At 39.4% G+C, this 14,654-nt stretch carries 13 protein-coding genes and 1 pseudogene; 8 read left to right on the top strand and 6 right to left on the bottom strand.

All coding sequences use genetic code 11. From position 1 onward, the window contains the following. Positions 1-184 precede the first annotated feature (184 nt). From RM368_RS29985 to RM368_RS29970, 4 genes are all read left to right on the top strand, one after another. On the top strand, positions 185-2,095 hold the full coding sequence (locus tag RM368_RS29985; protein WP_322697432.1) for an ATP-binding protein: 1,911 nt from the start codon (positions 185-187) through the stop codon (positions 2,093-2,095). Positions 2,096-2,228: 133 nt separating this feature from the next. Continuing rightward, entirely contained in the window at positions 2,229-3,491 is a 1,263-nt protein-coding gene (locus tag RM368_RS29980; protein WP_322697431.1) for a sensor histidine kinase, read from the top strand. Positions 3,492-3,616: 125 nt separating this feature from the next. Next, positions 3,617-4,051, top strand: a complete 435-nt coding sequence (locus tag RM368_RS29975; protein ID WP_322697451.1) for a hypothetical protein — start codon at positions 3,617-3,619, stop codon at positions 4,049-4,051. A 185-nt stretch (positions 4,052-4,236) separates the two neighbouring features. Further along, on the top strand, positions 4,237-4,797 hold the full coding sequence (locus RM368_RS29970; protein ID WP_416212265.1) for an exonuclease domain-containing protein: 561 nt from the start codon (positions 4,237-4,239) through the stop codon (positions 4,795-4,797). A 30-nt stretch (positions 4,798-4,827) separates the two neighbouring features. On the opposite strand, the pseudogene RM368_RS29965 reads toward RM368_RS29970, so the two are convergent. From RM368_RS29965 to RM368_RS29945, 5 genes and pseudogenes are all read right to left on the bottom strand, one after another. Further along, a pseudogene (locus RM368_RS29965) lies at positions 4,828-5,061 on the bottom strand (hypothetical protein); the annotation flags it as partial. Between the two features lie 67 nt (positions 5,062-5,128). Then, positions 5,129-6,505, bottom strand: coding sequence for a hypothetical protein (locus tag RM368_RS29960; RefSeq protein ID WP_322697430.1), 1,377 nt, complete (start codon positions 6,503-6,505; stop codon positions 5,129-5,131). A gap of 318 nt (positions 6,506-6,823) precedes the next feature. Beyond that, complete coding sequence (locus tag RM368_RS29955; RefSeq protein WP_322697429.1) at positions 6,824-7,522, bottom strand: hypothetical protein; 699 nt, start codon at positions 7,520-7,522, stop codon at positions 6,824-6,826. A 1,169-nt stretch (positions 7,523-8,691) separates the two neighbouring features. Further along, the gene (locus RM368_RS29950; RefSeq protein WP_104909288.1) at positions 8,692-8,964 is read right to left on the bottom strand and encodes a GlsB/YeaQ/YmgE family stress response membrane protein; all 273 of its coding nucleotides are present in this window, start codon (positions 8,962-8,964) and stop codon (positions 8,692-8,694) included. A gap of 608 nt (positions 8,965-9,572) precedes the next feature. Continuing rightward, positions 9,573-10,073: a DUF4174 domain-containing protein gene (locus RM368_RS29945; protein WP_322697428.1), complete on the bottom strand. Its 501-nt coding sequence runs from the start codon at positions 10,071-10,073 to the stop codon at positions 9,573-9,575. Positions 10,074-10,104: 31 nt separating this feature from the next. Here RM368_RS29945 and RM368_RS29940 point away from each other — a divergent pair, with 31 nt between their 5' ends. Then, positions 10,105-10,302 carry a hypothetical protein gene (locus tag RM368_RS29940; RefSeq protein WP_322697427.1) on the top strand — a complete coding sequence of 66 codons (198 nt, stop codon included), beginning with the start codon at positions 10,105-10,107 and terminating at the stop codon, positions 10,300-10,302. Positions 10,303-10,469: 167 nt separating this feature from the next. On the opposite strand, the gene RM368_RS29935 is transcribed toward RM368_RS29940, so the two are convergent. Then, positions 10,470-11,450: an aldo/keto reductase gene (locus RM368_RS29935; protein ID WP_322697426.1), complete on the bottom strand. Its 981-nt coding sequence runs from the start codon at positions 11,448-11,450 to the stop codon at positions 10,470-10,472. A 527-nt stretch (positions 11,451-11,977) separates the two neighbouring features. Between RM368_RS29935 and RM368_RS29930 the strand changes: the two genes are divergently transcribed. The 3 genes from RM368_RS29930 to RM368_RS29920 all read left to right on the top strand — a co-directional run bounded on the left by RM368_RS29930 (position 11,978) and on the right by RM368_RS29920 (position 14,383). Continuing rightward, the gene (locus RM368_RS29930) at positions 11,978-12,139 is read left to right on the top strand and encodes a hypothetical protein (protein ID WP_322697425.1); all 162 of its coding nucleotides are present in this window, start codon (positions 11,978-11,980) and stop codon (positions 12,137-12,139) included. 249 nt (positions 12,140-12,388) lie between these two features. Next, on the top strand, positions 12,389-12,511 hold the full coding sequence (locus RM368_RS29925; RefSeq protein WP_322697424.1) for a hypothetical protein: 123 nt from the start codon (positions 12,389-12,391) through the stop codon (positions 12,509-12,511). A 588-nt stretch (positions 12,512-13,099) separates the two neighbouring features. Next, a complete protein-coding gene (locus RM368_RS29920) occupies positions 13,100-14,383 on the top strand; it encodes an MFS transporter (RefSeq protein WP_322697423.1) in 1,284 nt (427 codons plus the stop codon). Positions 14,384-14,654 lie beyond the last annotated feature (271 nt).

Below are 14,654 nucleotides of genomic sequence, written 5' to 3'. Positions count from 1 at the left end.
TTGCATGTGATGTTTACGACAAGGTACGTTTACACAAAAAGACACCAACTTTTCTTGATACGTTAGTACTTAAAGCAACGATAAACACGAATGTAAAAAAGTAGCGATCGCGCTTTCTGACTTGATACTTTTGGGAATACTAGGGCTATGGGTATATATTTCCAATCCAGCAACCCCTAATATCATGCCGACATTTTTCAACTATCCTTTCCAATCCAACGGTTTTATACCTCATGGACATTGTTATCTTTGGCAAACTGGATTAGTCTGGCTGCACATTATTTCTGATGCCACGATCGCTCTAGCCTATTATTCCATTCCCTTCCTACTGATTTCTTTTATTTACAAGCGTAAAGACGTTCCTTTTAATGGCGTCTTTTTGTTATTTGGTGCTTTTATCATTGCTTGCGGTACTGGGCACTTAATGGATATTTGGACGCTTTGGCATCCAAATTATTGGGTTGCAGGTAGTTTAAAAGCTCTAACTGCCATTATTTCAATATATACGGCATTTGCGTTATTTTATCTCATGCCTCAAGCTCTGACATTACCCAGCCCAACCCAGTTAGAAGTTATTAATCGAGCGCTTTCAACTGAAATTGTCGAGCGCAAGCGCATCGAAAAAGAATTACGCCTTGCAGAAGAAGTTGCTCAAAACTCCAGCCAAGCCAAGAGTGAATTTCTCGCCAATATGAGTCATGAACTACGCACACCTCTTAACGGTATTTTAGGCTATACACAAATTCTTCAACGCACAGAATCTTTGAGTGAAAAAGGACGTAAAGGAGTCAGCATCATTTATCAATGTGGTTCTCATCTTTTAACCCTAATTAATGATGTTCTGGATCTCTCCAAAATAGAAGCCCGGAAACTAGAATTGTATTCTGTTGATTTCTACTTACCTGCTTTTATAGATAGCGTGACTGAAATTTCTCGCATCCGAGCAGAACAAAAGGTGATCGCATTTCACGTCCAACTCGATCCTGATTTACCAACGGGCATTCATACTGATGAAAAACGCTTGCGGCAAGTACTGATTAACTTGCTTAGTAATGCGATTAAATTTACTAATGAAGGTAGTGTCACCTTCAAAGTTAAGGTCATTAATCAACAATTAAATACTAATGGACAAACTAACTACAAAATTCGTTTTGAGGTAATAGATACTGGTGCCGGGATAATCCCTGAACAAGCACAGAAAATTTTTCAGCCTTTTGAACAAGTAGGAAATCAAAAACGACAATCTGAAGGTACAGGCTTGGGATTAGCAATCAGCCAAAACATTGTTTTGTTGATGGGTGGTCAAATTCAAGTACAAAGTGAATTTGGCAAAGGAAGTACTTTCTGGTTTGAGGCAGAATTTTCAGAATCTAAAGACTGGGCAAAAGTTTCTAGAGTGGTTGAACAAGGAACTATTATTGGTTATCAAGGACAAAACCGCACCATTTTGATTGCCGATGACAAATGGGAAAATCGATCGGTAATTATAAATTTACTAGAGCCAGTTGGGTTTACTGTTGTAGAAGCTAGTCAGGGTCAGGAAGCATGGGAAAAGGCTTTAGTCCACAAACCAGACTTGATTATTACTGACTTAGTGATGCCTATATTGAATGGATTTGAGTTGATCGATCGTTTGCGTCAGTCTGAGCAATTCAAAGAGATTGCTGTTATCGCTTCCTCAGCTAGCGTGTTTGCAGCCGATCAGTACAAGAGTATTGATGTAGGTGCAAATGCATTTCTACCAAAGCCTGTAGAAGCTGAAACGCTGCTGGAAATGTTACGACAGTTTTTGCAACTGGAATGGATTTTTGACATTAAGGTAGATGAAATCAAAAAAAGCAATATAGATGCTTTGGAGCGACCAAATGAGATGATTTATCCTGCCAGAGAGGTTTTGCAAGATTTACTCGAACTAACGCAAGACGGTGATATTCAAAAAGTTTTGGAACTGACCGAGGAACTTTCTAAATCTAATCAGCATTTAAGCATTTTTGTCCAGCAAATTATCCAGCTTGCTAGTAATTTCCAACTCAAACGTTTGGAAAATTTTATTGTAAGTATTCAGGAGTCAGAACTCAGCAGTCAAAAGAAATGAGACGACCTGTAAAAGCATTTCAAGACTAGTTACTAATTAGCTATGCTAATTGCATTTTTAATTCTGGCTCATGAATTTTTTTATTCAACAATACATCAATTAATTTGAGTTAAATTTCAATTGTTAATTCATTATGCCCAAGACCTCAGATACCGGATTTATTTTGATTGTGGATGATAATCCCACAAATTTATCTCTCCTGTGTGAAGCGCTTAATAGTGAGGGTTTTCGTTTTCGGGTTGCAGTTGATGGAGAAAGTGCGATCGCCCAAGCCGAACGCAATCAACCAGAGTTGATTTTACTGGATGTACAAATGCCAGGTATTGACGGATTTGAAACTTGTCGCCGCCTCAAAGCCAATCCTGTTACCCAAAACATTCCGATTATTTTCACTACTGCCTTAGCGGATACAGAAAGCAAAACGAAGGGATTTTCCCTTGGCGCAGTTGACTATATCCCGAAACCATTTGCCCAAGAAGAAGTGATTGCAAGAGTACGCGTACATTTACAACTCAAACAATTGACTGAATCTTTGGAACAACAAGTTAGCGATCGCACCAGGGCTTTGCAAAAAGCCCAAGTCCAATTAGTACAGCAAGAGAAACTATCAACACTCGGAGAGTTAATCGCTGGTATTGGCCATGAAATCAATAACCCGATCAACTTTATTTCCAGCAATATTCCACCCTTGCAAGAATATATTACAGCAGTAACCGAGTTGCTTCTACTATATGAACAAGAGTATCCAAATCCAACAGCCAAAATTACCAAAACTATTGAGAACTTGGATCTAAACTTTGTTCTCGAAGATATGGGAAAAATCTTGAACTCACTCCACATAGGAAGCGAACGAATTCGGAACCTTTCTAGTTCACTCCGCAGTTTCTGTCGTTCGGATAGCGATGCCAAAATATCTGCTGATTTACATCAGGGAATAGATAGTACGCTCATGATTTTACAACACCGTCTCCATGCTAATAGCGATCGTCCCCGCATTGAAGTAATTAAAAATTATGGAGAATTACCACAGGTTAAATGTTATCTAGGGCAGATGAATCAAGTGTTTATGAACATTCTCGCAAATGCAATTGATGCCCTTGATGAAGCTATAATGGAAGGCAAAATCAGCAATATAATTCCTCAGATTAAAATTACCACAGAAATAGATTCTGAACAATTGGTTATAATTCGGATTGCTGACAATGGGATTGGTATTCCTGAACGGCTGAAAAAACGCTTGTTTGAGCCGTTGTTTACAACAAAAACTGTTGGCAAAGGTACTGGACTTGGCTTGTCGATCGCATATCAAATTATTGTAGAAAAACACAAAGGTATATTAGACGTGAATTCTCAACCTGGTATGGGAACCGAATTTATCATCAAAATTCCTACTTGAGAGCAGTATTTAATTAATGACAAAGCTGCTCAAGCATTTATCATACTGGAGAGTAAGGAAAAATTTCCCTAATACCCAATCCTTAACTTCTATATAGAGTGAACCCAACTTTAGATCCTCAATTAATGGCAGAACGCATAGAATCCCTCAAGGCTGGAATAATTGGGGGATTCTCTGTGTGTTTGGCTTTTGCGATCGCTAGTCTGTTGAATACTTTCGTACTGGCAAAGTATTTTCAGACACTTGTATGTCTGCAAAGTGATGTTAACTGGCGCTTATTGGTGAGTGGTGCAGTTGCAATTTTTACTGGTTTTTTATTTGGTGTCACCTACCGCTATATCATCCGCTGCGATCGAAATCCTCAACTCAAAGCTGGCGGCGTGTTAGCTTTTGGCTTGGTGCGCGGATTAACTCAGATAGAACTTGGATGGAATTCCCACAGCACAATTTGGCCTTTTTTGGTGTTGGCGGCAGAAAGTTTGTTATGGTTTGCGCTGGCTGCGATCGCTCTTGATTTCGCTATCCAATTAAGTTGGGTTAAACCTTTTTCATCAATCTAAATTCCTGTAATCTTACAGCTACCTGTAAGCCTCTACAGAAGGTTGTGGTTCAAATAAATCAAAAAAGCTGTAAGTGTTATCTTTATGTAGTACAATAATTACAATAAACTTACAATTTGATGTAGCTTTAAAAAATATGTATAAATAATTACTAATTTAAATTCCCTTTACTCTGTTTACATAATATGAATACTAAAATACCTCACTATTATCTCATTGTTGATTTGGAAGCTACATGCTGTAACAGTAAAACTATTCCCCGTCACCAAATGGAAATTATCGAAATCGGTGCAGTGATGCTCAATCGAACAACGTGGGAAATTGATGCAGAGTTTCAGCAATTCATCCAACCTGTGAGACATCCGCAACTGACAACTTTTTGCACCGAATTGACTAGTATTCGCCAGCAAGATGTTGACGAAGCGCCAAAATTTTTAGAAGCAATTTCTCGCTTTAAAGAATGGATTAATTTATTTCCTAACTATATTTTTTGTTCTTGGGGTAATTACGACAAAAACCAATTTATTCAAGATTGCGCGTTTCATAATTTTCCTTATCCTTTTACTTCAGAACACATAAATATCAAAGAGGAATTTTCTAAATATCTTGGCGTATCTAAAAAATTTGGCATGGCACAAGCTCTCAATGAGTTGGGGATAGAATTAAAAGGTACACATCATCGTGGCATTGATGATGCCCGCAATATTGCAGCTATTTACAGACAGATCAAAAACAAAAAAAACTAAGCTAAAATAGTTTGGTTTTATTATGCCAACCTACTTAGTTAATAACTTCTTTGTTACTTCTTCAGCTAAACCATCTTTAACATGAACGATCCGATTAGTTTGCTTGGCGACATCCGGTTCATGGGTAATAATGACAATCGTGATGCCTTGACTATTTAACTCAGTCAACAAATCCATCACTTCCTGAGAGGTTTCACTGTCTAACGCTCCAGTGGGTTCGTCTGCTAGAACAAGTGCAGAGCGATTAACCAGGGCGCGGGCGATGCCTGCGGCGGGCTACGCCTACGCTACTCGCTGTTGCTGTTTTGCTCTAACTCTTTGCTAAATCCCTTTATGTAAAATAGTTACGAATTTTTAAAGTTCGGTGTTTGTTACCGACTATCCATAGTAGAACAATTAGCAATACAAGCGCTTTGATCGTTGATGGCTCCACTACCTTCTTCACTTCCGTGGGGGTTTGAGGAGTAACATTACACGGAATCTCAACGATTTGTGTGTGATTAGAACCATTACCACTGGGAGTCAGATCGCATTCGCCTTTATTGGTGAGAGACAAAGGTGCATTTTCTGGAGGAACAGGTGTAGGTGGTTGAGCTGAAGAAACAGGTATAGGTGCTTGAGATGAAGAAACAGGTGATTGAGCTGAAGAACTATCGCCACTCAGTAGTAGAAGCAGAATTAAACCAAGACCCCCAACGCCGATTATTGGCCAAAGTGGAAAGGAATTAGAACTGTCTGGTACTAAGACATCTCCCGTAGAGCCAGGGAAAGCATCAAAAGCTATTGTTTCTCCATCCAAGGCTAGTGGATTGTTACTTAGCAAAGTATCTCCTGCGATATCTTCTCCTAAAAGCTGATTAAATTCCGCTGGAATCGCATTGTTGGGGCGTCCTAGTTCCCCACCTTCTTCGGAGTATGGAAAGGATAGTACTTCAAAAATCTTCTGTTGGAGTTGGTTCTGATCTCCAGAATTCAACGCATCCAAGCCTGTAGAGATTCTATTTAAATAAAAATTTGTCATCTCTGGCGAAAGACCTAGAGACTGAATCTGCTCTTGAATATTAGAAATTTTTGAGGCCTCTTCAAAAAGCAGTCGTCCGTATGACAATTTCAGGTCTAGTAATCCATTACGCAGGCTAACCGAGTCATTGACTCCTGAGTATGGTGCCCAGTAGAACTGCTTGGTTACAAGTCCGAGTCCTTCTACTGGATTGCGACCAAAAGATTGTCCAAGAAGGTATTGAGATCCATCCATGATTGCGGGAGATGCATTTCTCCAAAATGAGGCGTAAGGCACCGCAGAGAGATTAGGATTATTGCCGTAGAAGCTAGCGAAATTCTGGAAGTTTTTCTCCCCACCGGCTGCTCGGATCAGAAGGTTTTGATAACTAGTCCCATTGTTTAACTCCACTAATCGTTGGATTACCGATCCAGTTTTATTGCAGGTCAGACCAAATCCCACATCACATCCAGGAATGACTCGCATTTGGCTCAAATTCTGGTTATTAAGTTGGTACTGGAGATACTCAGACTCCAATCCTTGTTGGATGCCATAGCGTCCAACATTTAGCTGTGCAAAACCAGACTGACACGTCGTAGTGAGTACTACTGCAACAGATGAAAATGCGATCGCTGTAAAGCGAACTACCTTCTCTACGAGACGCTCCGCGAACGGCATCGCAATTCTTTGAACAATTGATCTAGACAAGATGCACCTCCACTAAACAACAGCAATTTAATTGGGGATTGGGCATGGGAAAGAGGACTTGGGAACAAGGGGGAATGGCACGCTTGTTAAGATACAGCCCTTGCTCTGACTGGTTAAGAACCTAGAGGCTCTTAACCCATTCTGGGAGGCTCCGCCTCCGATCTTCTTGACAAGAGGCAGAAGCCCACTTTCAAATACATTCCCAGCCTCTAAGCTGGGAACAAGACAACAAAAGCCTTTGGGCTTTACAAGCTTGCTATTCCACCTTGTCCCCTTGTCTCCCTTTCCCTTGCCCCTCTGCTCCCCTACTTCCTCAATTCAACTCTTAGGTAAATAAATGTTGATCGTGATTCCCGTACCTTTAAGATTTCCTGATGAGAGTGTGTGATATAAGACCATCGCCTGATTTGGTTGGTCAAAAAGATACCCACGACGTGTAGGTTTGATCTTCCCTTCCTTAACCAAGGAAACGAAGGCTTGTAGATATCTACGTATACCTTGACGGTTCTCTTTAGTAGTATTCGTATGATGCTCAATCAGCATCATAAAGAAGTCCAAGCTACGATTTTCCTGACCTTGAATTAGACTACCTTCATCTAGAAAAGAACTTGCTATTAGCCTGCTATTAACTTGTTTGACCTTAAATAAAGTAAAGTAACGTCCTTCTTTTTTAGGATCGTTGGCATAACAGACCCAGGAACCCTCTTTATTTTGTGTAAAACCCTGTTCAGCAAGGTAAGAAAGCAAAGAATTACTTGTCTTAGTTTGTGGTGGAGGTAATAAATCTTCAATGGGATCTAAAGAGCAAATCCTCTGTGTTGTTTTCTGTGGATAAACAGCAGGAGTCTGTTGGGTATTGACGCGAAAGGGCTGTGTTGTTTTCTGTGGATAAACAGCAGGAGTCTGTTGGGTATTGACGCGAAAGGGCTTGTCATCAGACATTGCCATGCTAGACATTGCAGCCAACGCAGACACTTGGAGAACGATCGCTCCAAACAAACGAACTATGATATTCATGTTTTTCCTGTTACTCTTAGTGACTTTGTGAATAATTGAATTTTTACTAGATCGAGATCGAGCTAGCAGTCCTAAATTATTTGTTAAATTTAAGTGTTTGCCTGATTTGATTGAGGTAGCTTAAGTTTTCACTAATCAAATAGGACTTTTATATCTAGGTAACTAAGCACAAAGAGAATCAATATCTAAATAAAACACACAATGTTAATATCTTATTGGCAAGATAAATTAGGCTTTTTGATATTTTTACATATACAAAAAACTATTGACATTGCGTCAAAACTTTTCTATTTACTCTTGTCTAATTTTTTGCCATCTTAAGAAGGTTTTATGCCTTTCTCGCTGGCTATGATGATTCCTAAAAAAGAGCTTTATTTAGCTCTTTAGTACCTTATATAAGCAGAGTTTAAAAAGCTCTGTGCTTTGCACGTTAGGGCTTTTGTTGATTTCCTGGGTAGGTTGAATAATTTTTTGTTTTTTGAATGTAGCGCACCTAACTAGCTCTTTCAGCATGGTTACAAATTGATGTATAAATAATATCTCCCTGACAGTAAAATAATATTACCATGAGCTTGAGACATGCAACAGTATTGTGGACAGTTGTCAAAGTTGTACACTATGAATCGCAACTACCTCTTCATTAAATCTCATAGCAAATAGGTAAAAGGCACGCTTAATCTATACTACACACTACTAGTATGAAATTATTAAATAATCGCAGTGTGTAAACTGATATCGTTATGTATTAGTTATAACCTTAATTTAGATAAGTACGTATAAAAAATAGATTGCGATCGCTAACCCAAGTGTTTACTTACCTTACTAGGCGATGTTTATGATGGTCTACGTCTATGCACCAAACAAAGTTAAGTTAGATTATAAGTATAAAATTTGCGATTTAGCACGCTATTGCTGTTGTTGCCACAGACCTTATAAGCCTGTAAGGCAGATATTTACGACTTCTCTAATACCAATTAAAAAAATATTTGCGACAAATAGGGCATCTAAAATAAAATCATAGCCTCAACATTATCAATCTAAATAATGTTGAGGCTATCAGCATAACAAGCGACAAATTCTATCAATAATTGTTGATAAATAGAACTTACGCATTGACAGTTAAGACAAAAAGTACGTAAGTTCTAAATTAGTTAATTCAATTTAATTTATTACAAAGCACTGCGGCTAGTTAACGCATTCCACAAGAAGACTGCAACAATAGCACCCAGAACTGCTACTGCAATACCGGGAATACTCAAAGAGGGAGCCGCTAGAGCAAAGCTTCCTGTACTGAAGAATACACCCAAACTACCACCAATAAAAGCACCAACGATTCCTAATAAAATTGTTGCTAAAATTCCGCCGCCTTGATGACCGGGGTAGATAGCCTTTGCGATCGCACCAGCAATTAGACCTAAAACAATCCAAGCAAGAATATTCATTGTTTTTATTTGATAAACGTTTTTTAGTGACAAATACACAATAGCAATCCAAATATTGACATTCAATCTATCAACAGAAGCAATGATCGATAGCCTTGAGGATGAACGCTATTACTTCTCGTGATGAACTCTCTTAATTGAAATGGATAATAAAAAAGTTCCTAGTAGGTATAAAACCAGGAACTAATAAATTTATTGCTTGATAATTGCAGTATATGCATTTTTAATAATTTTTCTCATCTACTTGAAGAATTAAGTTCAAGTTTGAGGGCAGCTACTTTTGTAGGAACTTGTAGAATTCTAGCGCTTAAAAGGTTTGTGCTTAGAAATTGGCGTATAAAGACCAATTACCTGTACTTGCATGAATGTAAATTGAAGAAGAATCCAGAAATCAGAATTCAGCAATCTTTCTGTCGGGGATTCAGACCCGTGACTGATTGAAGACCACCAAATTTTCAATTTGGTGGGGGTGCAAAAACGCCGATTATTCAGACACTCGAGTACTCGCTAACGCTACGCTATTCGCTTTTTCGTACAGAATACCCAACTGAATTCTGATTCCTGACTCCTGAATTCTGTTTGATAAGAAAATCAACTGCTTTACCAATTTATCGTTCTTGCATTTCTTGCTGACGCATCGGCATAGCGTCAATTTGCTCAAAAATTGCTGTCGCTTGCACTGGTGTAGTTTCTTGGCGCTTAACACCACCATCTTTGCCGATCAAAATGACGCGAAAATTTTCTTTATTAACCCCAAAGCGATTTCGCAAATTGGCAGCAGAAGACTCATCTATTAACTGTCCGTTGGCATAGCTTTTATCTGTTGCCAAAACTTGAACGAGAACTAAATCTCGATCTTTAAAATCGTTTTGTTGCTGGTTAAATAACTGCATCTGTTGCTGATAGTTATGGTTATCAACAGATGGTGCAAAGAGTAGCAGCACTCGATTTTGCCATTTTTGGGAACTGAGGTTAAATGAAGACATTTTGATCGTATGGGTTGAACCTTGGACAGTACCAGCAATACTAACAGGCGATAGGGCTATAGATGCGGCGATCGCCAGAGCAATTAATACTGAGTTATTCACTTCGGGGCTTGTTAGGCTCATAATGACAATGACACGAACGAGGTTTGATGAAATGTCAAAAGCTTTTCCAGACTCTTCTCAACTACAACAGTGGCATCAAGGTATTGAAATGGCTAACCGCAATAACATTTTCTGTCATTGTCGTAGTTGTAGCGATGAATGGGTGGACTCTGTGATGGATGCAGTTTGTAGTAAATGCGGTAGCAAAGATATTGAACATATTTCGTGCTGGCAGTTTCCAGATGATTGAATTAGTAGCTAAGTATGTAGCTGATATAACGATGTCTACGACGGGCTGCGCCTACGCTACTTTTGACATTTCCTTAGAAAATTCTGGGTGATTACTTTGTTAAGCTGCGATAATATCTGCTTGTGCATCGAAAGCGGAATTTGAAAAAATACTCCATTTCAGATAGATCAACGGTTAACAGTACTCATGTCAGGATAGCGATCGCCAGCTGCCACATTTTTTGGTGCAACTGTTTCCAGTCGATGCAACTCTTGTTCAGTCAGGGTAATTTCGGTAGCTGCAATATTCTCCTCCAAGTAAGTACGGCGTTTTGTACCAGGGATTGGGACAATATCTTCTCCTTGAGTGAGTAGCCATGCTAAAGCAAGCTGACTAGAAGTTACTCCTTTTTCGCTGGCGATCGCTTTGACTTGCTCTACTAATTGCAGGTTTTTATAAAAATTCTCACCTTGAAAGCGAGGAGAATTTCTGCGATAGTCATCAGGTGCAAGATCGTCAGGACTAGCGATCGCACCTGATAAAAATCCTCTTCCTAATGGGCTATAGGGAACAAACCCAATTCCTAATTCTCGCACGGTAGGTAAAATTTCATCCTCTGGCTCTCGACTCCAAAGAGAGTATTCTGTTTGCAATGCAGTAATCGGGTGAACTGCTACAGCCCGTCGAATCGTCGCCGGGGCAGCTTCCGAAAGCCCTAAATAACGAACTTTTCCCAGCTTGACTAACTCTGCCATTGCCCCGATAGTATCTTCAATGGGGACAGTTGGATCTACTCGATGTTGATAATAGAGGTCAATTACTTCCACTCCCAGACGTTTTAACGAGGCATCGCAAGCTTGATGGACATATTCTGGTCTGCCATTAACCCCTTTAAAACCACCATCTTCAGTACGGACATTGCCAAATTTAGTTGCTAAAACTACTCGATCTCGGCGATCTTTAATTGCTCTGCCTACTAATTGTTCGTTGGTAAACGGCCCATACATATCAGCAGTATCAAGAAAATTAACTCCAAGTTCTAACGCCCGGTGAATTGTCGCGATCGCCTCAATTTCATCACGACCGCTATAGAACTCAGACATTCCCATACAACCAAGTCCGATAGTTGAAACTTCTAACCCAAGTTTCCCTAGCTTTCTGGTTCTCATAAAAGAATTTCCTACTCAGTAATTGGTCTTAGAATATTACCCTTTTCAGCATTATCCCTTTCCCTTCCACCAAGTCATCTATTATTAGAAGTATTTACTGATAAAAGTAAGTTGATTTGCAGATAATTGACATTCGATTTTACCAGCCCTGTTAAGAGAGCTTTCTAGTTTACGCATATTTATTATGTATTTTCTAGTCAATTACTAGCCAGTTGTAGAGAAGCGATGACCAAACGCTGTAAATTGTCTGTTGAGTTCTTTTACAGCTTTGGGTCAACAACTGGCGATTTGTGGTTGTTCTGTTCTGTTGATATCTCATTCAAACTGCAAAATACACAGTTGTCATGCCAAATTGCCAGAACCTTTGAATATAGTATCGTGACTTCAACTTGTTCACTTTTAGCAAAAGTTCGTTAAGCACGCACAATAATGGTCGGTTGTTACATACACCAGTCTGATTGTGATTAGTCACAATATAGTAGTGCGAGATATTGCACTCTTACAAAAGTTAAATTCAGAGGTAAACTATGTTTCCTTTTTGGGGTAATCCATGTTATGGAAGCGAACCCATTTCGCACAAAGCTAGCTTAGAGCGGAAATTAAAATTCTTGATTTGGCTACGAGATGATTTAGAGTCTAAACTGGCTGGTCTTAATGCTTCTATTGATACCGTTCGTCAGCAAATATAACGTTCAAACTCATCTACTTAGAACTTAGCTAATACAGCAATTCATCTCATCGCCTATCTAATAAGCGGGTGATGAGATGAATTGCAAGTGAATTGACGACTAATAACCTAGTTAATTAATCAGTCCGTTGTAACTAATAATTGATTGCTGACCGAATTTTTTGGTTAAAGCAGCTATTAGTTATAACGGACTGATTGCTGTGAAGCACCTGCTTCATCCAGGGAGTTTCAAATTTTAGAAATAGCAAAAATGCTTGAAATAGTAGGCATTCCCATCTCTGACAGAAAAGTGCGTAACTCAATGGCTGTAGGGGCTGCCCCTACTCCTCCAAAGCTACCAGCCCAGCAACAGTCTTGTCGGTCAACAAACTAATAGACACACTTCCAGTTTTCCTTCGACCCAACCCAAAGAATCCAGCTTCCAATCAAACTTTATCAATAACTTTAGGCGATGTCTACAACGATCTACGCCTATGCTTTAACTATTAGACTTCTTGGCATTTGTAGGGAAAAGGGTAAGGGGGAAAGGGAAAAGGCATAAAAAAACCTTTCCCCAATAAAGATGAGTTCCTTTTCCCGCAAGAGTGCAAAAGTAGTTTTTCCTTTCCGGTTGGAGAAAGGTTAAAGGTTACTGGGTTTGGGAAAATTCCATACCTTTACCCTTTAACCCTTCCCCTTTTCCCAGTCCAAACATAGCAATTTTGGGTTGCAGACTACTAGACCTGCCACTGACCCAGGACTGTGTTGCAGTCAGGCTCACCATCAAAAATTGGAATATTTTACAAAAATATTTTTCAACGGTGATTTAAGTACAACATTTGGGAACAATTTATGGAACTCAGATTTTTGTAGGTACTTAGGTAATTTCTAAGTATCTACAAAAAGCAGATAAATCTGTTCAAAATGCAGTCTGAGTTTCCCCAAAAGGGAATAAATCACTAAACTGGCAATATCTATAAAAATGCTTAATTCGGAAATTCAAAAAGACCTTCGCCATAACTTTACTGTCAATGTTATTGAAAGTGGATTTTTTGGTTTTGGGAGTGGTTTTGCTTCATTTTTCACGATTATTCCACTATTTGTTAGTACTCTTACCGATTCTGCATTGCTTATCGGTCTGATTCCAGCTATTCCACGCTTAGGCTGGCAATTACCTCAGTTATTAACAGTTAGTAAAGTAGCTCGTCTACAGTGTTACAAACCAACTGTAATGTCGTTGACAATTCATCATAAGCTTCCTTTTTTGGGATTAGCACTGGTGGCTTTATTACAACTAGAACTCAATCACCAAACTATCTTACTGTTGACATTTGCCATACTCATTTGGCAAGGGCTAGGCGGTGGGTTTAGCGCCACTGCTTGGCAAAGCATGATTGCTAAAATTGTTCCCTCTAGAAAGCTTGGTATTTTTTACGGTACTTTAGCAGCATCTGGTAATTTTATGAGTATTTGTGGTGCTGCGATCGCTGGTTTACTACTGAAGGAAATTGCTCAACCATTTAACTTTGCTCTGTGTTTTTTGTGTGCCAGTTTGGCAATGGCTCTATCTTGGTTTTTTATGTCTAGGACGCGAGAGCCAGTAAGTACCACATCATCAGCCTTTGAAACTAGACGTGAATTTTGGGACACTCTGGGTGTAATTCTCCGGTGCGATGAGAATTTCCGTTGCTTTGCGATCGCACGTATGATCTCACAGCTAGCACTGATGCCACTTCCCTTCTATACACTCTATGCCATACATCAATATGGGATGGGAGAAGTTTCTGTTGGGTTAATTACGACTCTATTGATGGTTACACAAACTATTGCTGGATTGGTTTTGGGTTGGTTAGGCGATCGCACCGGTTGCAAGTTAATTTTACAAATTGGTTGTGTCGCTTGTGCATTCAGTTCGATTTTTGCTTGTTTAGCACCCAATGCAAACTGGTTTTACTTGGTATTTATAGGAGAAGGAATAGGTATGATGGCTCTGCAAAATATTGCTGCGGTAATGACCTTAGAGTTTGGCAACCAACATCAACGACCAGCCTATATTGGTCTTGGTAATACCCTTATTGCTCCTGCCACTATCCTTGCTCCCCTACTAGGTGGATGGATAGTAGAGAATATTGATTATAGAACTACCTTCTTGGTAGCAGCTACCGGTGCATTAGCTACAGCACTGCTTTTGCACGTAGGAGTAAGCGATCCACACTATCTTGAAGAAAATTTTAGTAACGATTCAGTTAATGTTTTGCCTGAGTAGTTGGTATAAGCTGTGTGACTACGCCTATATAAATCACTCTTGGGAGTGAAAGTTGGATGATTCTAACTGTGGTATGAACCTAAAAGCAGTTAACAAAACATTGCAAGGTTTAGGCTTATGATATTCATGCCTCATAATTTTCTACTTGTATGGCTGTTTCAACTGCTGTCCGTTGGGGTGCTTGGCGGAGGAATCTACATTTTATATGAGTGGTATGAATCCCCACGCGAGACTACACTTGTCTTATAAGGAGTGACAGCCGTGCTGGGAG

This window comes from Nostoc sp. DedSLP03 (genome assembly GCF_034530815.1).
Taxonomy (GTDB): Bacteria; Cyanobacteriota; Cyanobacteriia; order Cyanobacteriales; family Nostocaceae; genus Nostoc.
Note: the sequence above shows the minus strand (reverse complement) of the source record. Positions and strands in the feature narration are given on the sequence as shown.

Coding starts and splice junctions, on each gene's coding strand:
- RM368_RS29985 (WP_322697432.1), top strand. CDS start 185: ATGCCGACATTTTTCAACTATCCTTTCCAATCCAACGGTTTTATACCT.
- RM368_RS29980 (WP_322697431.1), top strand. CDS start 2,229: ATGCCCAAGACCTCAGATACCGGATTTATTTTGATTGTGGATGATAAT.
- RM368_RS29975 (WP_322697451.1), top strand. CDS start 3,617: ATGGCAGAACGCATAGAATCCCTCAAGGCTGGAATAATTGGGGGATTC.
- RM368_RS29970 (WP_416212265.1), top strand. CDS start 4,237: ATGAATACTAAAATACCTCACTATTATCTCATTGTTGATTTGGAAGCT.
- RM368_RS29955 (WP_322697429.1), bottom strand. CDS start 7,522: ATGAATATCATAGTTCGTTTGTTTGGAGCGATCGTTCTCCAAGTGTCT.
- RM368_RS29950 (WP_104909288.1), bottom strand. CDS start 8,964: ATGAATATTCTTGCTTGGATTGTTTTAGGTCTAATTGCTGGTGCGATC.
- RM368_RS29945 (WP_322697428.1), bottom strand. CDS start 10,073: ATGAGCCTAACAAGCCCCGAAGTGAATAACTCAGTATTAATTGCTCTG.
- RM368_RS29940 (WP_322697427.1), top strand. CDS start 10,105: ATGTCAAAAGCTTTTCCAGACTCTTCTCAACTACAACAGTGGCATCAA.
- RM368_RS29935 (WP_322697426.1), bottom strand. CDS start 11,450: ATGAGAACCAGAAAGCTAGGGAAACTTGGGTTAGAAGTTTCAACTATC.
- RM368_RS29930 (WP_322697425.1), top strand. CDS start 11,978: ATGTTTCCTTTTTGGGGTAATCCATGTTATGGAAGCGAACCCATTTCG.
- RM368_RS29925 (WP_322697424.1), top strand. CDS start 12,389: ATGCTTGAAATAGTAGGCATTCCCATCTCTGACAGAAAAGTGCGTAAC.
- RM368_RS29920 (WP_322697423.1), top strand. CDS start 13,100: ATGCTTAATTCGGAAATTCAAAAAGACCTTCGCCATAACTTTACTGTC.